The organism is Kitasatospora sp. NPDC057904, assembly GCF_042887925.1.
In the GTDB taxonomy this organism is placed as follows: domain Bacteria; phylum Actinomycetota; class Actinomycetes; order Streptomycetales; family Streptomycetaceae; genus Kitasatospora.
Genome location: NZ_JBHVOL010000005.1, coordinates 252,848 through 270,857 on the forward strand (window position 1 = coordinate 252,848; position 18,010 = coordinate 270,857).

Genomic DNA, 18,010 nt, shown 5'->3' on the forward strand with positions numbered 1-18,010 from the left:
CAGACGGGCGGAAGCAACCCGAACAGATGTCGGGCGACGGTTGTCCACAGATTTCGGGCCCACCTGCTTTGAAACGCATCGATGGGTCTAACTGTGTAGTGGTAGTAGTAGGGCCTGTGGAAACCGTGGATAACCCCGTTTCCGCAGGTCAGCCCCCGAATTTTGTCCACAGTGGGTGTGGATGGCGGCTGTGGACGGACAGGGCCCGCTGTGGACGGCGGAGCGTTACCCACAGGGCACCGAACGTATCCACAGGTTTTCCCCAGCGCCGTCCCCAGATCCGGGCCCGGTTATCCACGGGGCCCGGTCAACTTTTCGTGACGCCTTTCACACCAGGGCATGAACGGTACCCCAAAGTTGTCGAACTGTGGACGCCGCTGTGGACAACCTGTGGATAACCGCCCCGATCCTGGGGACGAGCGGTGGATAACCCGAACGGCCCACTGGTGGCCCGTCAATTGTCCACACCCTGTGGATAACGGTTGTGCACAAGTCCACAGGCACCTGACCTGCGCGGAAGAGCGTAGCGGCGGCCCGCCTGTGGAGGAATTCTGGATAACTTCGGGCGTCGCACCCTGTGGACGGTGGAGAAAGCCCGTCACCTGTGGACGAGCGCCCCCTGCGCTGCCGGTTTTCGAATCACCGGTCAGATGTTCGACGCCGACTGTGGACTGGCGGAGCATCCGTCGAGGCATCCCTGCCCCGCATTCGGGTGATGCACACCTGTGGATATGCCGAGAGGGCGTCAGGATCGCCCCTGACGCCCTCGGCGGGTCGCGCCGCGGCCGGCCTTCCGCAGAAGTGCCGGCGGCGGCCCCAACGGCCCTGGGAGTACTAGCTCTTGATGCGGTTGGTGAGCTCGGTGACCTGGTTGTAGATCGAGCGCCGCTCCGCCATCAGCGAGCGGATCTTGCGGTCCGCGTGCATCACCGTGGTGTGGTCGCGGCCGCCGAACTGCGCGCCGATCTTCGGCAGCGACAGGTCGGTGAGCTCCCGGCACAGGTACATCGCGATCTGACGCGCGGTCACCAGCACGCGGCTGCGCGAGGATCCGCAGAGGTCGTCCACGCCCAGCCCGAAGTAGGCCGCGGTCTGCTGCATGATGACCTGCGCGGTGATCTCGGGGCCCGCGTCCTCGTCCCCGCCCGGGATCAGGTCCTTGAGGACGATGCCGGCCAGCTCCAGGTCCACCGGCGCCCGGTTGAGGTTGGCGAAGGCGGTGACCCGGATGAGGGCGCCCTCCAACTCCCGGATGTTGCGGGTGATCCGGGACGCGATGAACTCCAACACGTCGGCCGGGGCGTTGAGTTGCTCCTGGATCGCCTTCTTGCGGAGGATCGCGATCCGGGTCTCCAGCTCCGGCGGGGTGACGTCGGTGATCAGACCCCACTCGAAGCGGTTGCGCAGCCGGTCCTCCAGCGTGGTCAGCAGCTTGGGCGGCCGGTCCGACGAGAGGACGATCTGCTTGTTCGCGTTGTGCAGGGTGTTGAAGGTGTGGAAGAACTCCTCCTGCGTGGACTCCTTCTGCGCGAGGAACTGCACGTCGTCCACGAGCAGGATGTCCATGTCCCGGTAGCGCTTGCGGAAGGTGTCCGCCTTGCCGTCCCGGATCGAGTTGATGAACTCGTTGGTGAACTCCTCCGAGGACACGTACCGCACGCGGGTGCCCGGGAAGAGGCTGCGCGAGTAGTGCCCGATGGCGTGCAGCAGGTGGGTCTTGCCCAGTCCGGACTCGCCGTAGATGAAGAGCGGGTTGTACGCCTTGGCCGGGGCCTCGGCGACCGCGACCGCCGCCGCGTGCGCGAAGCGGTTGCTCGCGCCGATGACGAAGGTGTCGAAGAGGTACTTGGGGTTCAGCCGGGCGGCCGGCTCGTCCTTGCGCGAGCCGCCGGCCGGGGGAGCCCCGGGGGGCGCGGGCACGCCGGGCACCGCGGGGCGCTCGAGGGCGCGCTCCGGCGCGGGCTTGTCGGACGGGCGCCCGCCACCGGGGCGTGCGCCGGGCGAGCGGCGGCCGCCGGTGGTGCGGGGCTGCTCGTTCGGGCCGGGGCCGTAGGCGCCGCCGAAGAGGTCGCCCTGGGTGGTCGCGGGCGGGCCGGGCATCGGGCGCTGCACCGTACGGGGCGCGGGCTCGTCCTCGATGTCGTGGTACTGGCTGTCGTGGTCCTGGTAGCCGGACCAGGAGTGGGGCGCCGCCGGACCGCCGTAGGGCGCGGGGCGCTGCTCGTAGCCGCCGGTGTCGTACCGGGGGCGGTCGTAGTCCTGCTCGTACGGCTGCTGGTAGCCCTGGCCGCCGTAGCCGTCGTCCTGGACGGGGCCCGGGTAGGGCTCCACGGGGGCGTGGGGGGCCGGCGCGGGGGTCGTGGGGACGGCGTTGGCATCGACCATCACGGCGATGCGCACCGGGCGGCTGAGTTCACGGCTGAGGGCCTCGGTCAGCTGCGGCAGCAGCCGGCCCTCCAGCACCTGCTTGGCCCGTTCGTTCGGGGTCGCCAGCAGGGCGGTGTCGTGCATCATCCACATCGGCTGGGTGCGCTGCACCCACTGCTTGTCCATCTCGCCGACGTCCGGGTCGTTGACCAGCCGCTCGACGACCCTCGCCCAGACCGGGACGAGGTCGCTGTTGACATCAGCCACTGGTGCACGCTTTCCAAGAACAAACCAGACAAGTCCTGCAACGGTAGTCAGCGAACAGAGCCGGATCAAGTCGTTGTCCACAGGCTGTGGGCAAACCGGACGAGCCGGGCCGTCCGGGACGGCTGGTTTGACCCTCGTGCCCCGTCCCGCGTACCGTAACCAGGTCGAGTTGTCGATGGCCGCTGCCGCATGTCCGCGGGTCCACCCGCTCCATAAGGCGCGCAGCACGGGCGCCGTGGATTGCCTCAAACCCCAGCCGAACTGGGGAAACGGGCCGGATTTCCGAATCAGGGGAGATCACGCGGACGCACGGTGACGGCCAAGCGACTTCCCGTCATCCTACGATTCACCTCAGGAGCCCCCGAGTGAGCAAGCGCACCTTCCAGCCGAACAACCGTCGTCGCGCGAAGACCCACGGCTTCCGGCTGCGTATGCGTACCCGCGCCGGCCGCGCCATCCTGGCCGCCCGCCGTGGCAAGGGCCGCGCCAGTCTGTCCGCCTGATCCACGACAGAGTCTGTTGTGCTGCCCTCCGAGAATCGGCTGCGGCGGCGCCAGGACTTCGCGACCGCGGTGAAACGCGGTCGTCGGGCCGGCCGGCCCCTGTTGGTCGTCCATCTCAGCAGAGACGGTGACCCCAAGGGCCAGGCCGACCGGACCAGCGACTCCCGCCCGCACGTCGCCGAGGGGACTCCTTCGGCGCGTGCGGGTTTCGTCGTGAGCAAGGCCGTTGGCCCGGCGGTCGTTCGCAACCTGGTCAAGCGCCGGTTGCGTCACCTCGTACGTGATCGTCTGTCCAGGCTGCCCGCCGGTAGCCTGATAGTGGTGCGTGCGCTGCCCCAGGCCGCGTCCGCCTCGTACCAGGACCTCGAACGCGACCTGGACGCGGCGCTCAAGCGGTTGCTGAAGGCGGAGCCCGCCACGATGGCGCCGACGGGAGCAGGGCGATGAAGTACCTGCTGATGGGTCTGATCAGGGTCTACCAGTGGACGATCAGCCCACTGCTCGGTCCGGTCTGCCGCTACTACCCCTCCTGTTCGCACTACGGCTTCGAGGCCGTGAAGGTGCACGGGGCGGTCAAGGGCGGCGGGCTGACCGTCTGGCGCATCCTGCGCTGCAATCCGTGGAGCCCCGGCGGGGTCGATCACGTCCCGCCGCGCAAGCACCCGGTGTGGCACCGCCGGTTGCGAGACCGGCTGAGCAGCCGGTCCGCCACCGGGGCGCCGGTGGCCACCAACCCCGCCGGTCCGGCCCCCGAGGGCCCGGCGACCATTGGCCCCGAGCGGCCGATCCTCATGTCCAAGGAGCCTGACCGGTGACCTTCTCCTTCCTGAACCCCTTGTACACAGCGGTGTCCTGGATCATCGTCCAGTTCCACACGCTGTACAGCAACGTCTTCGACCCGGACGGTGGCTGGGCCTGGGGTCTGTCCATCGCCTCGATGGTGGTCGTCATCCGGATCTGCCTGATCCCGCTCTTCGTGAAGCAGATCAAGGCGACCCGGGCCATGCAGGCGATCCAGCCGAAGATGAAGGCCATCCAGGAGCGCTACAAGAACGACCGGCAGCGCCAGTCCGAAGAGATGATGAAGCTGTACAAGGATGCGGGTACCAACCCGTTCTCCAGCTGCCTTCCCATCATCGTCCAGGCGCCGTTCTTCACCGCTCTCTACGGTGTGCTCGCCAACGTGGCCAAGGGCCACGACATCGGCGTCATCCACGGCGACCTGCTGCTGAGCGCCGGCAAGGCGCACATCTTCGGTGCCCCGCTCTCCGCGACCTTCGTCAGCAGCGGTGAGACCAGCGTCAAGATCGTCACCGCGGTGATGATCATCATGATGTCGGCGTCGCAGTTCATCACCCAGCGCCAGCTGATGACCAAGAACGTCGACCTCACGGTGAAGACGCCGTTCATGCAGCAGCAGAAGATGCTGATGTACGTCTTCCCGCTCATGTTCGCCGTCATGGGCATCAACTTCCCGGTCGGTGTCCTGGTCTACTGGCTGACCACCAACGTCTGGTCGATGGGCCAGCAGCTGATCGTCATCCGCAACAACCCGACTCCGGGCAGCAAGGCCTGGGACGAGCGGCAGGTGCGCCTCAAGAAGGCCGGTCGCCTGAACCCGGACGGCTCGGAGATCAAGGGTGCCCTGTGGGGCATGCTGCCCCCGTCGAAGGCGGCCCTCACCGCGGCCGCCGAGGCCTCCGCGACGGTCGAGGAGTCGGTGCAGGCGCGTCGCCAGCAGCCGCGCAAGCAGACCAAGGCCCAGCGCCAGCACACCGGCGGCCAGACCGCGAGCCTGACCAAGGACGCCCCGGCGGAGGAGGAGCCCGCGGACGCCGTTCCGGCCGACGCCGGCAGCGCCACGCCGGCCGCCGCCAAGCCCGGCACCTCCCGACCCGGCGGCGCCAAGCCCGGCACCGCCCGTCAGCAGCCGAAGCGCGGCGGCCAGCGGCCGAAGAAGAAGTCCTGACCGGCTTCGTCCAGAGCTTCGTTCCCGGCCCACCCAACCTGGGCCTCATCTCCGAAGGAGTCCATCAGTGACGGAAGGCACCACCTCCGCCGTCGAGGCCGAGGCCGCCGCCAGCGCCGACGAGAGCCTCATCTCCCGTCTGGAGCAGGAGGGCGACATCGCGGCGGACTACCTGGAGGGTCTGCTCGACATCGCCGACCTCGACGGTGACATCGACATGGACGTCGAGGGCGACCGCGCCCTGGTCTCCATCGTCAGCGACGGCAACGACCGGGCGATCCAGCGCCTGGTCGGCCAGGACGGTGAGGTGCTGGAGGCCCTGCAGGAGCTGACCCGGTTGGCCGTCCACCGGGAGACCGGTGAGCGCAGCCGCCTCATGCTGGACATTGCCGGCTTCCGGGCCCGCAAGCGGGAGGAGCTGGCCGCGCTCGGCGCCAAGGCGGCCGAGCAGGCCAAGCGCACGGGCGAGCAGGTCAAGCTGCGGCCGATGACGCCCTTCGAGCGCAAGGTGGTCCACGACGCGGTCGCCGCGGCGGGTCTGCGCAGCGAGTCCGAGGGCGAAGAGCCCCAGCGGTGCGTGGTCGTGCTGCCGGCCTGAGGCCGACAGGTCGACGACCGGTCGCCCCGGCGACCGGTGCGCTTCACAGGACGCGACCCCGTCCGCCTCGTGCGGGCGGGGTCGTCGTCCCTTCGCGGGGCGGTGGCCCGGCGACAGATGTTTCACGTGGAACTGTGCGGGAGAGCGGGTCGGTGGATCCGGGGATCGGAGAGGTCGAGATGGACACGGAGAGCACGGCTGACGGCCAGCCGGGGGCGGGTGCCGTCAATCCGGCCGCTGAGGGCGAGGGCGCCGCGCCGCCCGCCGCGGGCGGGCCCGGCGAGGCGCCGGCCGCCGCCCGGGAGGTCTTCGGCGAGCGCTTCGACGCCGCGGTCCGCTACACCGAGCTGCTGGCCACCGCGGGCGTCCAGCGCGGGCTGATCGGGCCGCGCGAGGTGCCCCGGCTCTGGGACCGGCACGTGCTGAACTGCGCGGTGCTCGCCGAGCTGCTGCCGGCCGGCACCACCCTGTGCGACGTCGGCTCCGGCGCCGGTCTGCCGGGCATCCCGGTGGCGCTGGCCCGTCCGGACGTCTCGGTGACGCTGCTGGAGCCGCTGCTGCGGCGGACCACCTTCCTGGAGGAGGTCGTCCGCGAGCTGGCCCTGGAGAACGTCACCGTGCTCCGCGGCCGGGCCGAGGAGATGGTCGGCAAGCTCGCGGTGGACGTGGTGACCGCCCGGGCGGTGGCCCCGCTGGACCGGCTGGCCGGCTGGGGCATGCCCCTGCTCCGCCCGCACGGGCAGATGCTGGCGCTCAAGGGCGACAGCGCCGAGCAGGAGCTGGCCGACTCGCGGGCCGGGCTGACCAAGCTCGGCGCGGTCGAGTGGAGCGTCATCTCGGTCGGTGAGGGCACCCTGGAGACCTCGACCCGGGTGGTCCAGGTCAAGGCGGGGGAGAGCCCCGGCGGGGTGAAGGCGGCGACCCGGCGGGCCAAGGCGGCCCGGGCGGGCCGGACCGCGGCCCCCCGCACCGGTGAGCGCGGCCGGGGCGGGCGCCGCCGGGGCCGCTGACCCCGGGTGACGCTCGACACTCGCCACGACGGGCGGGTGGCCCTCCCTGTTCGGGAGGGCCACCCGCCCGTCGTCATTGAGGTGAAGAGCGGGCCGCTGTACGGTCACCGGAGTGTCGCAACGTCAGATTTCCGACATAGCGGGCATGGTGTTTCACGTGAAACGTCGCTCCTTGCTCTCCGGAATCCTGAGTCGCGGCCGGGCTGCGACTGTTGCCGCTCCGGTTTCACGTGAAACACTGACCCCCATGCAGGACTCGGAGACCATCGACCAGATCGATGACACGCCCATCGCGCGTGCTGCCCAGGCTGCGGTCCAGGCGATCGGCCGGGCGGGTGAGGGCCTTCCCAGGCCCGCCGCGACCCGGGTGATCGTGGTCGCCAACCAGAAGGGCGGGGTCGGCAAGACGACGACCACCGTCAACATGGCCGCCTCGCTCGCGATGCACGGACTGCGCGTCCTGGTCGTCGACCTCGACCCGCAGGGCAACGCCTCCACCGCCCTCGGCATCGACCACCACGCCGAGGTGCCGTCGATCTACGACGTCCTTGTGGAGGGCAAGCCGCTCGCCGACGTGGTGCAGCCGGTGCTGGACGTCGAGGGGCTCTTCTGCGTCCCCGCCACCATCGACCTGGCCGGCGCGGAGATCGAGCTGGTGTCGCTGGTGGCCCGGGAGAGCCGCCTCCAGCGCGCCATCGCCGCCTATGAGCAGCCGCTGGACTACATCCTGATCGACTGTCCGCCCTCGCTGGGCCTGCTGACGGTCAACGCCCTGGTGGCCGGCCAGGAGGTGCTGATCCCGATCCAGTGCGAGTACTACGCGCTGGAGGGCCTCGGCCAGCTGCTGCGCAACGTCGAGCTGGTGCGCGCGCACCTCAACCCCTCGCTGCACGTCTCGACCATCCTGCTCACCATGTACGACGCCCGGACCAGGCTGGCCGCCCAGGTGGCCGACGAGGTCCGGACCCACTTCCCGCAGGAGGTGCTGAGCACGGCGATCCCGCGTTCGGTGCGCATCTCGGAGGCGCCCAGCTACGGTCAGACGGTGCTCACCTACGACCCGGGTTCCACCGGTGCGCTCTCCTACCTGGAGGCCGCCCGGGAGCTCGCGCTGCGTGCGGTGGGCCAGGCCGGGGGCTCACTGGTGGGCCAGCAGCGCAGCGGCAGCGGTACGGGGCACGGCGCCCCGGTGGCACAGCACGGTACGACGGAGGGTCAGCAGTGAGTGGTGGTCGCAGGGGTCTGGGTAAGGGGCTCGGGGCGCTGATCGGCCCCGCGGCGCCGACGGACGGCGGGGCTGCGGGGCAGCCCGCCACGGCCGTGCCCGGGCCGGCCTCGGTGGTGGCGACCGGAGCCGTCTCGCCGACGGCCGTGCCGGTGCTGCCGGGCGGTCGCGGAACGGTGGCCGCCAGGGTGGCCGTGGAGAGCCTGCGAGAGCAGCCGGCGCCGGTGCCCGGGGCATTCTTCGCCGAGCTGCCGATCGACGGGATCACGCCCAACCCGCGTCAGCCGCGTGATGTCTTCGACCCGGACAAGCTGGCCGAGCTGGTCGCCTCCATCAAGGAGGTGGGTCTGCTCCAGCCGGTCGTGGTGCGCCAGGTCGGGCCGGAGCGCTACGAGCTGATCATGGGCGAGCGCCGTTGGCGCGCCTCCCGGGAGGCGGGGCTGGACCGGATCCCGGCGATCGTCCGGGCCACCGAGGACGACAAGCTGCTGCTGGACGCCCTCCTGGAGAACCTGCACCGGGCGGAGCTGAACCCGCTGGAGGAGGCGGCCGCCTACGACCAGCTGCTGGGGGACTTCTCCTGCACCCATGACGAGCTCGCGGACCGGATCGGCCGCTCGCGTCCGCACGTCACCAACACGCTGCGGCTGCTGAAGCTCCCGCCCGCGGTCCAGAGCCGGGTGGCCGCCGGGGTGCTGTCGGCCGGGCACGCCAAGGCGCTGGTGAGCCTGGCGGACCCGGAGCGGCAGGAGGAGCTGGCCGCGCGGATCAACCGCGAGGGCCTCTCGGTGCGGACCACCGAGGAGATCGTCAAGCTGATGGGCCTGGAGGAGAAGCCGAAGCGCCAGGCGCCGAAGGCGGGCAAGCTGAACTCCCCGGCCTTCAACGACCTGGCGAGCCGGCTGTCGGACCGCTTCGACACCCGGGTCAAGGTCGAGGTGACGCAGCGCGGCGGCAAGCTCGGCAAGGGCAAGGTGGTGCTGGAGTTCGGTTCGGTCGAGGACCTGAACCGGATCCTGGACAGCCTGGCCCCGGGCGAGGACGGACTGCGGCTGTCGCAGGGCTGAGGCCGGTCGAAGAGGCGTGACCCGATGGGTGCATGTTCCGCGTGAGTGCTGTTTCACGTGAAACATGCACCCATCGGCGTTCGGGGGGAATGCTCGACTGTGGAGTGGACGAGGAGGTACGGGGCATGGGACGCCGGATCGCTCCGCTGACGCTGGACAACCTCGCGGATCTGCCGACGACCTGCCGCTCCTGCGTGTTCTGGGAGCTGGACCCGGTGAGCGGGAAGGCGGCGGTGGAGTCCGGCAAGCCCGAGCTGGAGAAGGAGGGGTGGATCTCCGCGGTGCTGCTGGAGTGGGGCTCCTGCGGCCGGATCGCCTACGTGGACGACCAGCCCGCCGGGTTCGTGCTCTACGCGCCGCCGGCCTACGTGCCGCGCTCGCAGTCCTTCCCGACCAGTCCGGTGTCGCCGGACGCGGTCCAGCTGATGGTCAGCCGGGTGCTGCCGGGTTACCAGCGGCAGGGGCTGGGCCGGGTGCTCGTGCAGACGGTGGCCAAGGACCTGGTGGGGCGCGGCGTGCGCGCGATCGAGGCCTTCGGTGCGACGGGACGGGTGCCGACGAGCTGCGTGCTCCCGGCCGACCACCTGCTCGCGGTGGGCTTCAAGACGGTCCGGCCGCACGCCCGCTACCCGCGGCTGCGGCTGGAGGCGCGGACCACGCTGTCCTGGCGCGGCGATGTGGAAGTGGCGTTGGAGCGGTTGCTCGGCGGCGCCCGCAAGGAGCCGGCTCTGCGGCCGTTCTGATCCGGGCCGCCGCCGGCCGGGGGCCGTGCCGGAAACGACGGAGGCGGGGCTCCCCGGTGATGGGGAGCCCCGCCTCCGCAGGTGGTCGAGGACCTAGATGTACTCGGCCAGCTCGCGCAGCAGCGCGGCCTTCGGACGGGCACCGGTGATGGACTTCACCGGCTCGCCGCCCTTGTACACGATCAGGGTCGGGATCGAGATGACGTTGTACTGGGCGGCCGTCACCTGGTTGGCATCCACGTCGAGCTTGGCGATGGTCAGCTTGTCGCCGTGCTCGGCCGCGATCTCCTCCAGGATCGGGGCGACCTGGCGGCACGGGCCGCACCAGGTGGCCCAGAAGTCGACCAGGACGGGCTTGTCGCTGTCCAGGACGTCGGCCTGGAACGTCGCGTCGGTGACGGTGGTGGTGGCGCCGGCCACGGGGACTCCTCGGGTTCGGACGGTGAGGGCTGCTGCCAGGAGAACAACGGGCGGACCCGTTCTGTTTCTGCCTGGCCGGAGCGGGGGTGTTCCACGTGGAACACCGGCTGGGCACCCCCGCGGGGGATCGGTCGGTGCGGCGGGACTCAGACCGCGACGGCGGCGGCCTTGGCCTCCAGGTCGTCCAGCGCGGCGAGGTAGCGCTCGGCGTCCAGGGCGGCCGAGCAGCCGGTGCCGGCCGCGGTGATGGCCTGGCGGTAGGTGTGGTCGACGACGTCGCCGGCGCCGAACACGCCCGGGATGTTGGTCCGGGTGGAGGGGGCCTCGACCTTGAGGTAGCCCTCGGCGTCGAGGTCCAGCTGGCCCTTGAACAGGTCGGTGCGCGGGTCGTGGCCGATCGCGATGAACAGACCGGTGACGTCCAGCTCGCGGGTCTCGCCGGTGGTGGTGTCGCGCAGGGTCACGCCGCTCAGCTTCGGGTCGCCGTGGATGGCCTCGACCGCGCTGTCCCACTCGAAGCGGATCTTCTCGTCGGCGAAGGCGCGCTCCTGCATCGCCTTGGAGGCGCGCAGGGTGTCCCGCCGGTGGATGATCGTGACGCTGCGGGCGAAGCGGGACAGGAAGGTGGCCTCCTCCAGGGCGGTGTCACCGCCGCCGACGACCGCGATGTCCTGGTCGCGGAAGAAGAAGCCGTCGCAGGTCGCGCACCAGGAGACGCCGCGGCCGGAGAGCTTGTCCTCGTTCGGCAGGTCCAGCTTGCGGTGCTGGGAGCCGGTGGTGACGATCACGGCGCGGGCCCGGTGCACGTTGCCCTCGGAGTCGGTGACGGTCTTGATGTCACCGGTGAGGTCGACCGCGACGATGTCGTCCGGGACCAGCTCGGCGCCGAAGCGCTCGGCCTGGGCGCGCATGTTGTCCATCAGCTCCGGGCCCATGATGCCGTCCCGGAAGCCCGGGAAGTTCTCGACCTCGGTGGTGTTCATCAGCGCACCACCGGCGGTGACGGCACCCTCGAAGACCAGCGGCTTCAGGGAGGCACGGGCCGTGTAGAGCGCGGCGGTGTAGCCGGCCGGGCCGGAACCGATGATGATCACGTTACGGACGTCGCTCACTGCATCTCCTGGTTAGCATCGCGACCCGCGTTTGCTGCGGGGAGGGCGGTCCTGCTCCGCCGCCCGGGACAACGACTGACCAGTGTCTCGCATTCCCAGGCGGATCAGTACCAGGTGCCCGCACTCCGGAAGCGGCGTGGCGGCCCGGGCGTCGATCGCACGGGAACCGGACGGGTTCCGGGAGGGTTCCGGAGGAGTTCCGGAAGCACCACCGGGGCCGGGCCGGTCAATGGGCGGGGACCTCGCGGTGCAGCACGACCGTGCAGGCGGGTGACTGCAGGTAGACGTCGACCTCGCCGGGCTTGCCGGGCACGGCGTAGACCAGGACCTCCACCGGGGACCCGGCGTACGTGCCGTGGTCGGTGGCCAGCGGCGTGCCCGTGGCCGCGTCCGGGGCCTGGCAGGTCCGGCCGGCTCCGGGCGCCGGCTCCGAGGTGAGCGGCTGCCGCCCTTCGGCCGGTGCCGCGGCGGAGGGCTTGGCGACGCCGTTCGGGGGCGAGCCCACGACGGCGCCCGAGCCGGCCAGGAGCTTCTGGACCTGGGCGGCGAGCTGGTCGTCGCGGTACTCGGTGCCCCCGCCCAGGGCGTGTCCGCCCTTGGAGCTGTGCCCGGCGTCGGCGGTGGCCGGCGCGGCGGCCGAGGAGGCCGACTTCTGGGAGCCGGAGTCCGCCGGGTACAGCAGTGCGCCGCCGAGGCCGATCGCGGCGAGCGCGGCGGCGGCACCGAGCAGGAGACCGGCACGCCGCCGCCGGGAGCGGGGACGGCCGGGACCGGTGGCGCCGACGGCCCGCGCGGGTGGCGCTGCGGGCGCCGTGGCGGGTCGGGGCGGCGGGGTCGGGGCGGCGGGTCCGCGCGTGCTCCCGGGGGCCTCGTACGGCCCGTCGGAGGCGTCGCGCCGGGCGGCCTCGTCGGCGAGGGCGGCGTCCAGCCGGGCCGCGACGTCGGCCGGCATCGGCGGGGCCTCGACCCCGCCCAGCAGCGCCCGGACCTCGCCGAGCGCATCAACGGTCTCGCGGCACTCGGCGCAGCCGGCCAGGTGCCGGTGCAGGGCCTCGACGGCGGCGGCGTCCTCGATCAGCTCCTCGGCGAGGTCGGCGAGCTCGTCGACGGAGGGGTGGGACCCGGAGGAGTCGGTGGGGTCGGACGGGTCGGGGGAGGAGAAGGGGACCGTCATCGCGTGCTCGCGTCTCCTTCCAGAATCGTCCGGCCGTTGTCGGGGCCTGTTCCTGTGACGGTGCGGGCGCCACTTGGGTTCCCCGGCGCCTTCTTCGGCGCGTTCCCCGGCGCGTTCCGCCGTGGTGGTGCGGCGCCCGGGGAGGACGCCGTTTCACGTGGAACATCGCCTCCGCCGCCCTCGCGGAGGTGGCGGACGAGCGGCAGCAGGCGGGCCCGGCCCCGGGCGCAGCGGCTCTTCACCGTGCCGACCGGCACGCCCAGCAGCTCGGCGGCCTCGGCGACCGGGTAGCCCTGCATGTCGACCAGGACCAGGGCGGCCCGCTGGTCGGCGGGCAGTTCGGCGAGCGCCGCCGTCACCTCGCGGTGCACCTCGGCCCGGACGACGGGGGAGTCGGCGGGCTCGGCGGCGCCGACCAGGGTGTCCAGCCGCTGCGGGTCGTCGTCCAGCGGGCTGGTGCGGCGGGTGGCGCTGCGGCGGGCGCGGTCCAGGCAGGCGTTGACCACGATCCGGTGCAGCCAGGTGGTGACGGCGGAGCGGCCCTGGAAGCCGGGTGCGGCACGGAAGGCGGAGACCAGGGCGTCCTGGAGCGCGTCGGCCGCCTCCTCCCGGTCGCCCAGCGTGCGCAGGGCGACCGCCCAGAGCCGGTCGCGGTGGCGGTTCACCAGCTGCCCGAAGGCGTCCGGGTCGCCGGCGACGTGCCGCGCGAGCAGCGTCGCGTCGTCGTCCGCCACTGTCACCTGCCCTTGCCGTCGGTGTGCGCGGTCGTCCGGTCAGCCGAAGACCTTGACCTCGTTGACCTGCCCACGGTACCTGCCGCTGTCATTCGGATCCTTGGGCAGACTGGTCAGCCAGATCAAGAGGTAGCGCGTGGTCGTCGGGCTGGTGAGGGTGAAGTCGACGGTGGAGCCGCTCTGCTTGTCCAGCACCGTGTAGGCCTCGGGCTGGGCCGAGGCCGGGTTGGCGGAGGCCTGGGCGTTCGGCACCCGCAGCTCGGCCGTGTGGAGGCCGCCGAACTGGACGTTCACCGAGCTGACCGACTGCGGCGAACCGAGGTCGATGAGCAGGCCGGTGCCGTCCTTGAGCGGGGGCTTGGGGCCGAACGGGTCGACGTAGCTCTTGGTCACCCAGGAGGTGTTCGGGTCGCCGTCGAAGACCTTCGGGAGCAGGTAGGTGGACTCCGGGGAGTCGCCCCTCGGGTTGTACGAGATCGCGTCCTTGACGGGGATCGGGACCGGCGTGTGCGTGGCCGCGTGCGCGCTCGGTGCGGCGGTGCTGACCGACGGCTGCGGGGCGGCGATGGCCGAGCCGTTGTTGCGCAGGTGGTCGACGGCCTGCCAGGAGGCGACGCCGATGGCGCCCAGGGCGACCGTCCAGGCCGTCGCCTTGACCACCCGGCGCAGCCGGCGCCGGGTGCGGCGGACGGCGGACGGACGGGGACGGGCCTGCGGCGGCAGCGGCGGCACGACGGGACCGTCGATGACCCGGGTCGGGTTGGGCGCGGTCGGCAGGGCGTGGGTGTTGTGCCGGGGCGGCGGGGTGAAGACGGGCAGCTCGGGTTCGGGCTGGCGGATGCGGGGCATCAGCGCGATCGCCTTGGCCAGCTCCTCCGGCGTGGTGATCGGCTGGGCGTGGTGCGGCGGGTGGTCGAACAGGGCGCGCGCGGCGAGCTCGGACAGGCCCTTGTGGACGCCGGCCCTGACCTGGTCGGGGGCGGCGTTCTGGAGGCCCTTCGGCAGGCCCTGGAGGTCGTAGCGGTCCTCCGGGTAGGGCCAGCGGTGGGTGAGCGCGGCGAACAGCAGCGCGCCGATGGCACGGGTGTCGGCGCGCTCGGCGTCGTCGGTGTCGCCCTCGGCGGGCAGCCCGCGCAGGGCGGCGTCCACCGCGATGCCGTTGATCCGGTACTGGCCGCTGTCGGTGCGCAGCACGCAGCGGGGGGTGAGCCGCAGGTGGGCCTGGCCGCGCCGGTGGGCGGCGGCGACCGCGTCGGTCACCTGGCGGACCATCTGGTACGCCTCGTGCGGCTCCATCGGGCCGCCGGCGAGCAGCTTGGCGAGGTCGGAGGCGTGCGGCAGCCACTCCCGCACGACGTAGACCAGCTCGCCCTCCTGCACGGCGTCCAGGACCTGGACGAAGCGCGGGTCGCCGAGCAGGGCGGCGGACTTGGCGGCGGCGAGCACCTTGCGGGCGCGCTGGTGGCCGGAGGCCATCAGGTGGACGCCGACCGCCCGGCGCAGCTTCTCGTCGACGGCGCGCCAGCTGCTGAAGGTCTCGGTGTGGGAGATGCACTCCTCCAGCCGGTACCGGTGGCCGATCTTGTCGCCGCTGTGCCGCATCGGGGCGGGGAGGGTGCGGGGGAGGGTGGAGGTGTCGCGCGGGTCGAGGGTGGGCTGCGGGTCGGTGGGTGCGCGGCGGGGGGTGCCGTCGGCCGCTTGCGGGGCCCCGGCCGGTTTCTTCGCCTTGCCGCCGGCGGCGAGTTCGGCGGCGATCTCGTCGACCGAGAGCGGCGCGGTGATCTCCGAAGTCTCCTCACCGAGCGAGGCCGCCTCACCGAGTGAAGTCTCCTCGCCGATCGACGCCTCCTCACCGACCTGGGCGTCCTCGTCGGCCGAGGTGCCGTCGGCGGGAGAGCCGGAGTCGGCGGTGGCCGCCGGGCCGTCCGGGGCGCAGGTGCCGGAGGAGGGGACGTCGTCGCCCGGGGCGGTCTTCGCGCCCGCGAGCTCGTCGATCGCCGCGGCCAGTGCGGCGTCGTCCGCCGCCGCGTCAGCTGCTGACGTGTCGACGACCGCCTTGGTGCCATCAGCCACCGTGGTCCTGCCTCCCCTTGTGTCGCCCCGGCTGAGAGAGTCGCTGGAGCCCGCGGGTTGGCGGCCCTGTGCTCCAGGACAATTGTGCCCACTCTTCTCCACCGGGTACGACCGCTGAGGGGGCCGCTCGGTTGCCTGGAGGTGGAGAGATGTGGTGCAGAACCGACACCGGGCCGCCACCAGCGGGGCCGGGCGGTCCCGGTGCGGGTGGCGGCCCGGTGCCGGGCCGGACCGGCCCGTGAGCCGATCCTCACGGTTGACGCCCGCTCAGGGCGTCGGCCGGTCCGGCCGGTTGGTGCGTCGGGTCAGCGGCCGAGCCGGCCGCGCACCATGCCGAGCATGGCGTTGAGCTCCTCGATCCGGAGCCTTTTCGCGATGAGCACGAACACGGCCAGCTGGAGGCCGCCCGCCACGACGACCGAGGCGACGCTGCCCGGCCAGCCGCCGAGCGCGCGCTGGACCGCCAGGCTGACGCCGAGCCCGACCAGGGCGGCCGGGACGCACGCGGCGGCCAGGCGGCTGTAGGTCCGGCCGATGCTCTTGGTGTCCAGCCCGCCGATCTTCTTCTTCAGCTTCGGCGCCGCCACCGTCACCCCGACGGCGTAGGCGAGGCCGTAGCCGAAGGCCATGCCGGTCACCGTCCACTGCGGCGGCAGGGCGAACCAGCAGACCAGCGAGAAGCCGGCCTGGCAGGCCGCCACCCAGACGGTGTTGGAGAACGGCGTCCGGGTGTCCTCGTAGGCGTAGAAGCCGCGCAGCATGACGTACTGCGCCGAGTACGGGATCAGGCCGAGCGCGAAGGCGGACAGCATCAGGCCGACGTTGGTCGCGTTGTCCAGGGAGGCGGTGCCGCCGCCGACCGCGTAGATCGAGCGGCCGATCGCCGGGCCGAGGGCCAGGAACAGGAACGCGGCCGGGACGACCGCCACCGCGGTGGTGCGCAGCCCGTACGAGAGGTCGTCGCGGACGGCGCCGGCGTCGTCGTCGGCCGCCGCCCGGGAGAGCCGGGGGAGCACCGCGCTCATCATCGAGACGGTGATGACGGCCTGCGGCAGCTGCCAGATCAGCAGCGCGTTGGAGAACGCGGCGAGGCCGACGCCGCCGTGGCCGCCGTGCTCGGCGGCACTGCCGGCCGCGGTGGCCAGCTGGGTGATGACGAGGTAGCCGGCCTGGTTGGCGAGGACGAAGAAGAACGTCCACTTGGCGAGGCGGGCGGCCTTGCCGAGGCCGTGGCCGCGCCAGTCGAAGCGCGGACGGAAGTGGAAGTCGGCCGCCCGCAGGTACGGGATCATCGCCAGCGACTGGACGACCAGGCCGATCAGCGTGCCGAGGCCGAGCAGCCGCACGCCCTCGGGGGTGATGTTCTCCGGCGTCACCTGGGTGGAGTTGAAGCCCCCGTAGACCCAGATGTAGGCGGCGAAGGTGAAGATCACCACGATGTTGTTGAGGACCGGGGTCCACATCATCGCGCCGAACCGGCCGCGGGCGTTGAGGATCTGGCCCATCACCACGTGGATGCCCATGAAGAAGATGGTGGGCAGGCAGTACCGGGCCAGTGCGACGGTGGTCTCGGCGCGGGCCGCGTTCTCCATCATCGGGTGCGCGATGAGCTGCACCAGGACGGGCGCCCCGAGCACGGCGAGGAACACCACGCCGCCGAGGCCGACCATCACCAGGGTGAGCAGCCGGCTGGCGTAGGCGGTGCCGCCGTCCTCGTCGTTCTTCATGCTGCGGACCAGCTGCGGCACGAAGACGGCGTTCAGCGCGCCGCCGCCGATCAGGATGTACAGCAGGGTCGGCAGGGTGTTCGCCGCGTTGTAGGAGTCGCCCATGACGGCGATGCCGATCGCGCCCGCGATCACCATCGTGCGCAGGAAGCCGGTGCCGCGGGAGACCAGCGTGCCGGCCGCCATGATCGCGCTGGAGTTCAGCAGGCTCGCGACCTTGCCGCCGCCGGCCGCCGGCGCGGACTCCGCGGGCGGCGCCTGCACGGCGTGCTCCTCGGCGGCGAGGTCCTCCAGCGGCTCGACCGCGGGCGGCAGCGCCACCGCGGCCACCTGCATGGTGGCCTCCTCCTCCGAGAGCGGCGGGTCGAACTCGATCGGGGGCACGAACGGGCGCGGCCCGTCGCCGCGGCCCTCCTGCGCCGGGTACCCGCCCACGGGCGGGAACGGCGCGGGGCCGGACGGCACGGGGGCGACCGGCGGCACGGGCGCGGGCCGGGGCGCCTGCGGCGGGGCCGCGCCCTCCGCCCGGCCACTGCCGAACAGCGCGTCCACGCCGACGTACTCGGTGGTCTCGGAGTCCCACCGGGAGTGCGCGGGGCCGGGCTCCCACTGCTGCTGCGGCTGCTCCGCGCCACCCCACTGACCGCCGGCCGCCTGGGCCTCGCCGCCGGGCTCCCGCCAGCCGACCGGGGTGTCCCAGCCGGGCTGCACCGGCGGGACCGGCGGTGCGAACGGCGTCGGCGGGACCGGCGCGGGGTAGCCGCCGGCCTGCGGCGGCAGCTGCGGCGGCACGTCGTACGCGGCGGCCTGCGGCTGCGGTGCGGCGGGCCCGGCGGCCCGGAGGCCGTACGGGTCCTGGCCGTCCTGCGGGGCCCGGTACGCGTCGGCGGCGTACGGGTCCTGGGCGTAGGTGTCGGCCACGTACCAGTCGCCGGACGGCGACTCGGCACCCGGCCGGTTCTCACCGCGGCCCGGCGGCCGCTCCTCGCTGCGCCCGGTCATGTCACCTCTTCGCGTTCGT

The 18,010-nt window shown here is 72.3% G+C and carries 16 protein-coding genes; 9 read left to right on the forward strand and 7 right to left on the reverse strand.

Annotation, left to right across the window (positions count from 1 at the left end; all coding sequences use genetic code 11):
* Window positions 1-834: 834 nt before the first annotated feature.
* Window positions 835-2,634: a chromosomal replication initiator protein DnaA gene (gene dnaA / locus ACFVSN_RS15580; RefSeq protein WP_387955435.1), complete on the reverse strand. Its 1,800-nt coding sequence runs from the start codon at window positions 2,632-2,634 to the stop codon at window positions 835-837.
* A 365-nt stretch (window positions 2,635-2,999) separates the two neighbouring features.
* Between dnaA and rpmH the strand changes: the two genes are divergently transcribed.
* The 9 genes from rpmH to ACFVSN_RS15625 all read left to right on the forward strand — a co-directional run bounded on the left by rpmH (window position 3,000) and on the right by ACFVSN_RS15625 (window position 9,749).
* Window positions 3,000-3,137, forward strand: a complete 138-nt coding sequence (gene rpmH / locus ACFVSN_RS15585; protein ID WP_030059672.1) for a 50S ribosomal protein L34 — start codon at window positions 3,000-3,002, stop codon at window positions 3,135-3,137.
* A gap of 18 nt (window positions 3,138-3,155) precedes the next feature.
* Window positions 3,156-3,584: a ribonuclease P protein component gene (gene rnpA / locus ACFVSN_RS15590; protein ID WP_380441741.1), complete on the forward strand. Its 429-nt coding sequence runs from the start codon at window positions 3,156-3,158 to the stop codon at window positions 3,582-3,584.
* On the forward strand, window positions 3,581-3,952 hold the full coding sequence (gene yidD, locus ACFVSN_RS15595) for a membrane protein insertion efficiency factor YidD (RefSeq protein ID WP_380441739.1): 372 nt from the start codon (window positions 3,581-3,583) through the stop codon (window positions 3,950-3,952). Before rnpA ends, yidD begins: the two co-directional genes overlap by 4 nt.
* Entirely contained in the window at window positions 3,949-5,106 is a 1,158-nt protein-coding gene (gene yidC, locus ACFVSN_RS15600) for a membrane protein insertase YidC (RefSeq protein ID WP_380441737.1), read from the forward strand. Before yidD ends, yidC begins: the two co-directional genes overlap by 4 nt.
* A gap of 67 nt (window positions 5,107-5,173) precedes the next feature.
* The gene (locus ACFVSN_RS15605) at window positions 5,174-5,704 is read left to right on the forward strand and encodes a R3H domain-containing nucleic acid-binding protein (protein ID WP_359964154.1); all 531 of its coding nucleotides are present in this window, start codon (window positions 5,174-5,176) and stop codon (window positions 5,702-5,704) included.
* Window positions 5,705-5,883: 179 nt separating this feature from the next.
* Window positions 5,884-6,714 carry a 16S rRNA (guanine(527)-N(7))-methyltransferase RsmG gene (gene rsmG, locus ACFVSN_RS15610; protein ID WP_380498766.1) on the forward strand — a complete coding sequence of 277 codons (831 nt, stop codon included), beginning with the start codon at window positions 5,884-5,886 and terminating at the stop codon, window positions 6,712-6,714.
* Window positions 6,715-6,988: 274 nt separating this feature from the next.
* Complete coding sequence (locus ACFVSN_RS15615) at window positions 6,989-7,939, forward strand: ParA family protein (RefSeq protein WP_380441759.1); 951 nt, start codon at window positions 6,989-6,991, stop codon at window positions 7,937-7,939.
* Window positions 7,936-9,006, forward strand: coding sequence for a ParB/RepB/Spo0J family partition protein (locus ACFVSN_RS15620; protein ID WP_380441735.1), 1,071 nt, complete (start codon window positions 7,936-7,938; stop codon window positions 9,004-9,006). The genes ACFVSN_RS15615 and ACFVSN_RS15620 overlap by 4 nt, the downstream gene beginning before the upstream one ends.
* A 125-nt stretch (window positions 9,007-9,131) precedes the next feature.
* Window positions 9,132-9,749: a GNAT family N-acetyltransferase gene (locus ACFVSN_RS15625; RefSeq protein WP_387955438.1), complete on the forward strand. Its 618-nt coding sequence runs from the start codon at window positions 9,132-9,134 to the stop codon at window positions 9,747-9,749.
* 93 nt (window positions 9,750-9,842) lie between these two features.
* On the opposite strand, the gene trxA is transcribed toward ACFVSN_RS15625, so the two are convergent.
* The 6 genes from trxA to murJ form a co-directional block, all read right to left on the reverse strand.
* Window positions 9,843-10,169 carry a thioredoxin gene (gene trxA, locus ACFVSN_RS15630; RefSeq protein ID WP_380441731.1) on the reverse strand — a complete coding sequence of 109 codons (327 nt, stop codon included), beginning with the start codon at window positions 10,167-10,169 and terminating at the stop codon, window positions 9,843-9,845.
* A gap of 146 nt (window positions 10,170-10,315) precedes the next feature.
* Window positions 10,316-11,281, reverse strand: a complete 966-nt coding sequence (trxB, locus tag ACFVSN_RS15635) for a thioredoxin-disulfide reductase (protein WP_380441729.1) — start codon at window positions 11,279-11,281, stop codon at window positions 10,316-10,318.
* A 226-nt stretch (window positions 11,282-11,507) separates the two neighbouring features.
* Window positions 11,508-12,455: a hypothetical protein gene (locus tag ACFVSN_RS15640; RefSeq protein WP_387955440.1), complete on the reverse strand. Its 948-nt coding sequence runs from the start codon at window positions 12,453-12,455 to the stop codon at window positions 11,508-11,510.
* Entirely contained in the window at window positions 12,452-13,195 is a 744-nt protein-coding gene (gene sigM / locus ACFVSN_RS15645; protein WP_387955442.1) for an RNA polymerase sigma factor SigM, read from the reverse strand. Before sigM ends, ACFVSN_RS15640 begins: the two co-directional genes overlap by 4 nt.
* A gap of 33 nt (window positions 13,196-13,228) precedes the next feature.
* Window positions 13,229-15,262: a serine/threonine protein kinase gene (locus tag ACFVSN_RS15650; RefSeq protein WP_387955444.1), complete on the reverse strand. Its 2,034-nt coding sequence runs from the start codon at window positions 15,260-15,262 to the stop codon at window positions 13,229-13,231.
* 305 nt (window positions 15,263-15,567) lie between these two features.
* Window positions 15,568-17,991 (reverse strand): murein biosynthesis integral membrane protein MurJ, encoded by a 2,424-nt coding sequence (murJ, locus tag ACFVSN_RS15655; RefSeq protein WP_380507201.1) that lies wholly within the window; start codon window positions 17,989-17,991, stop codon window positions 15,568-15,570.
* Between the last annotated feature and the right edge of the window lie 19 nt (window positions 17,992-18,010).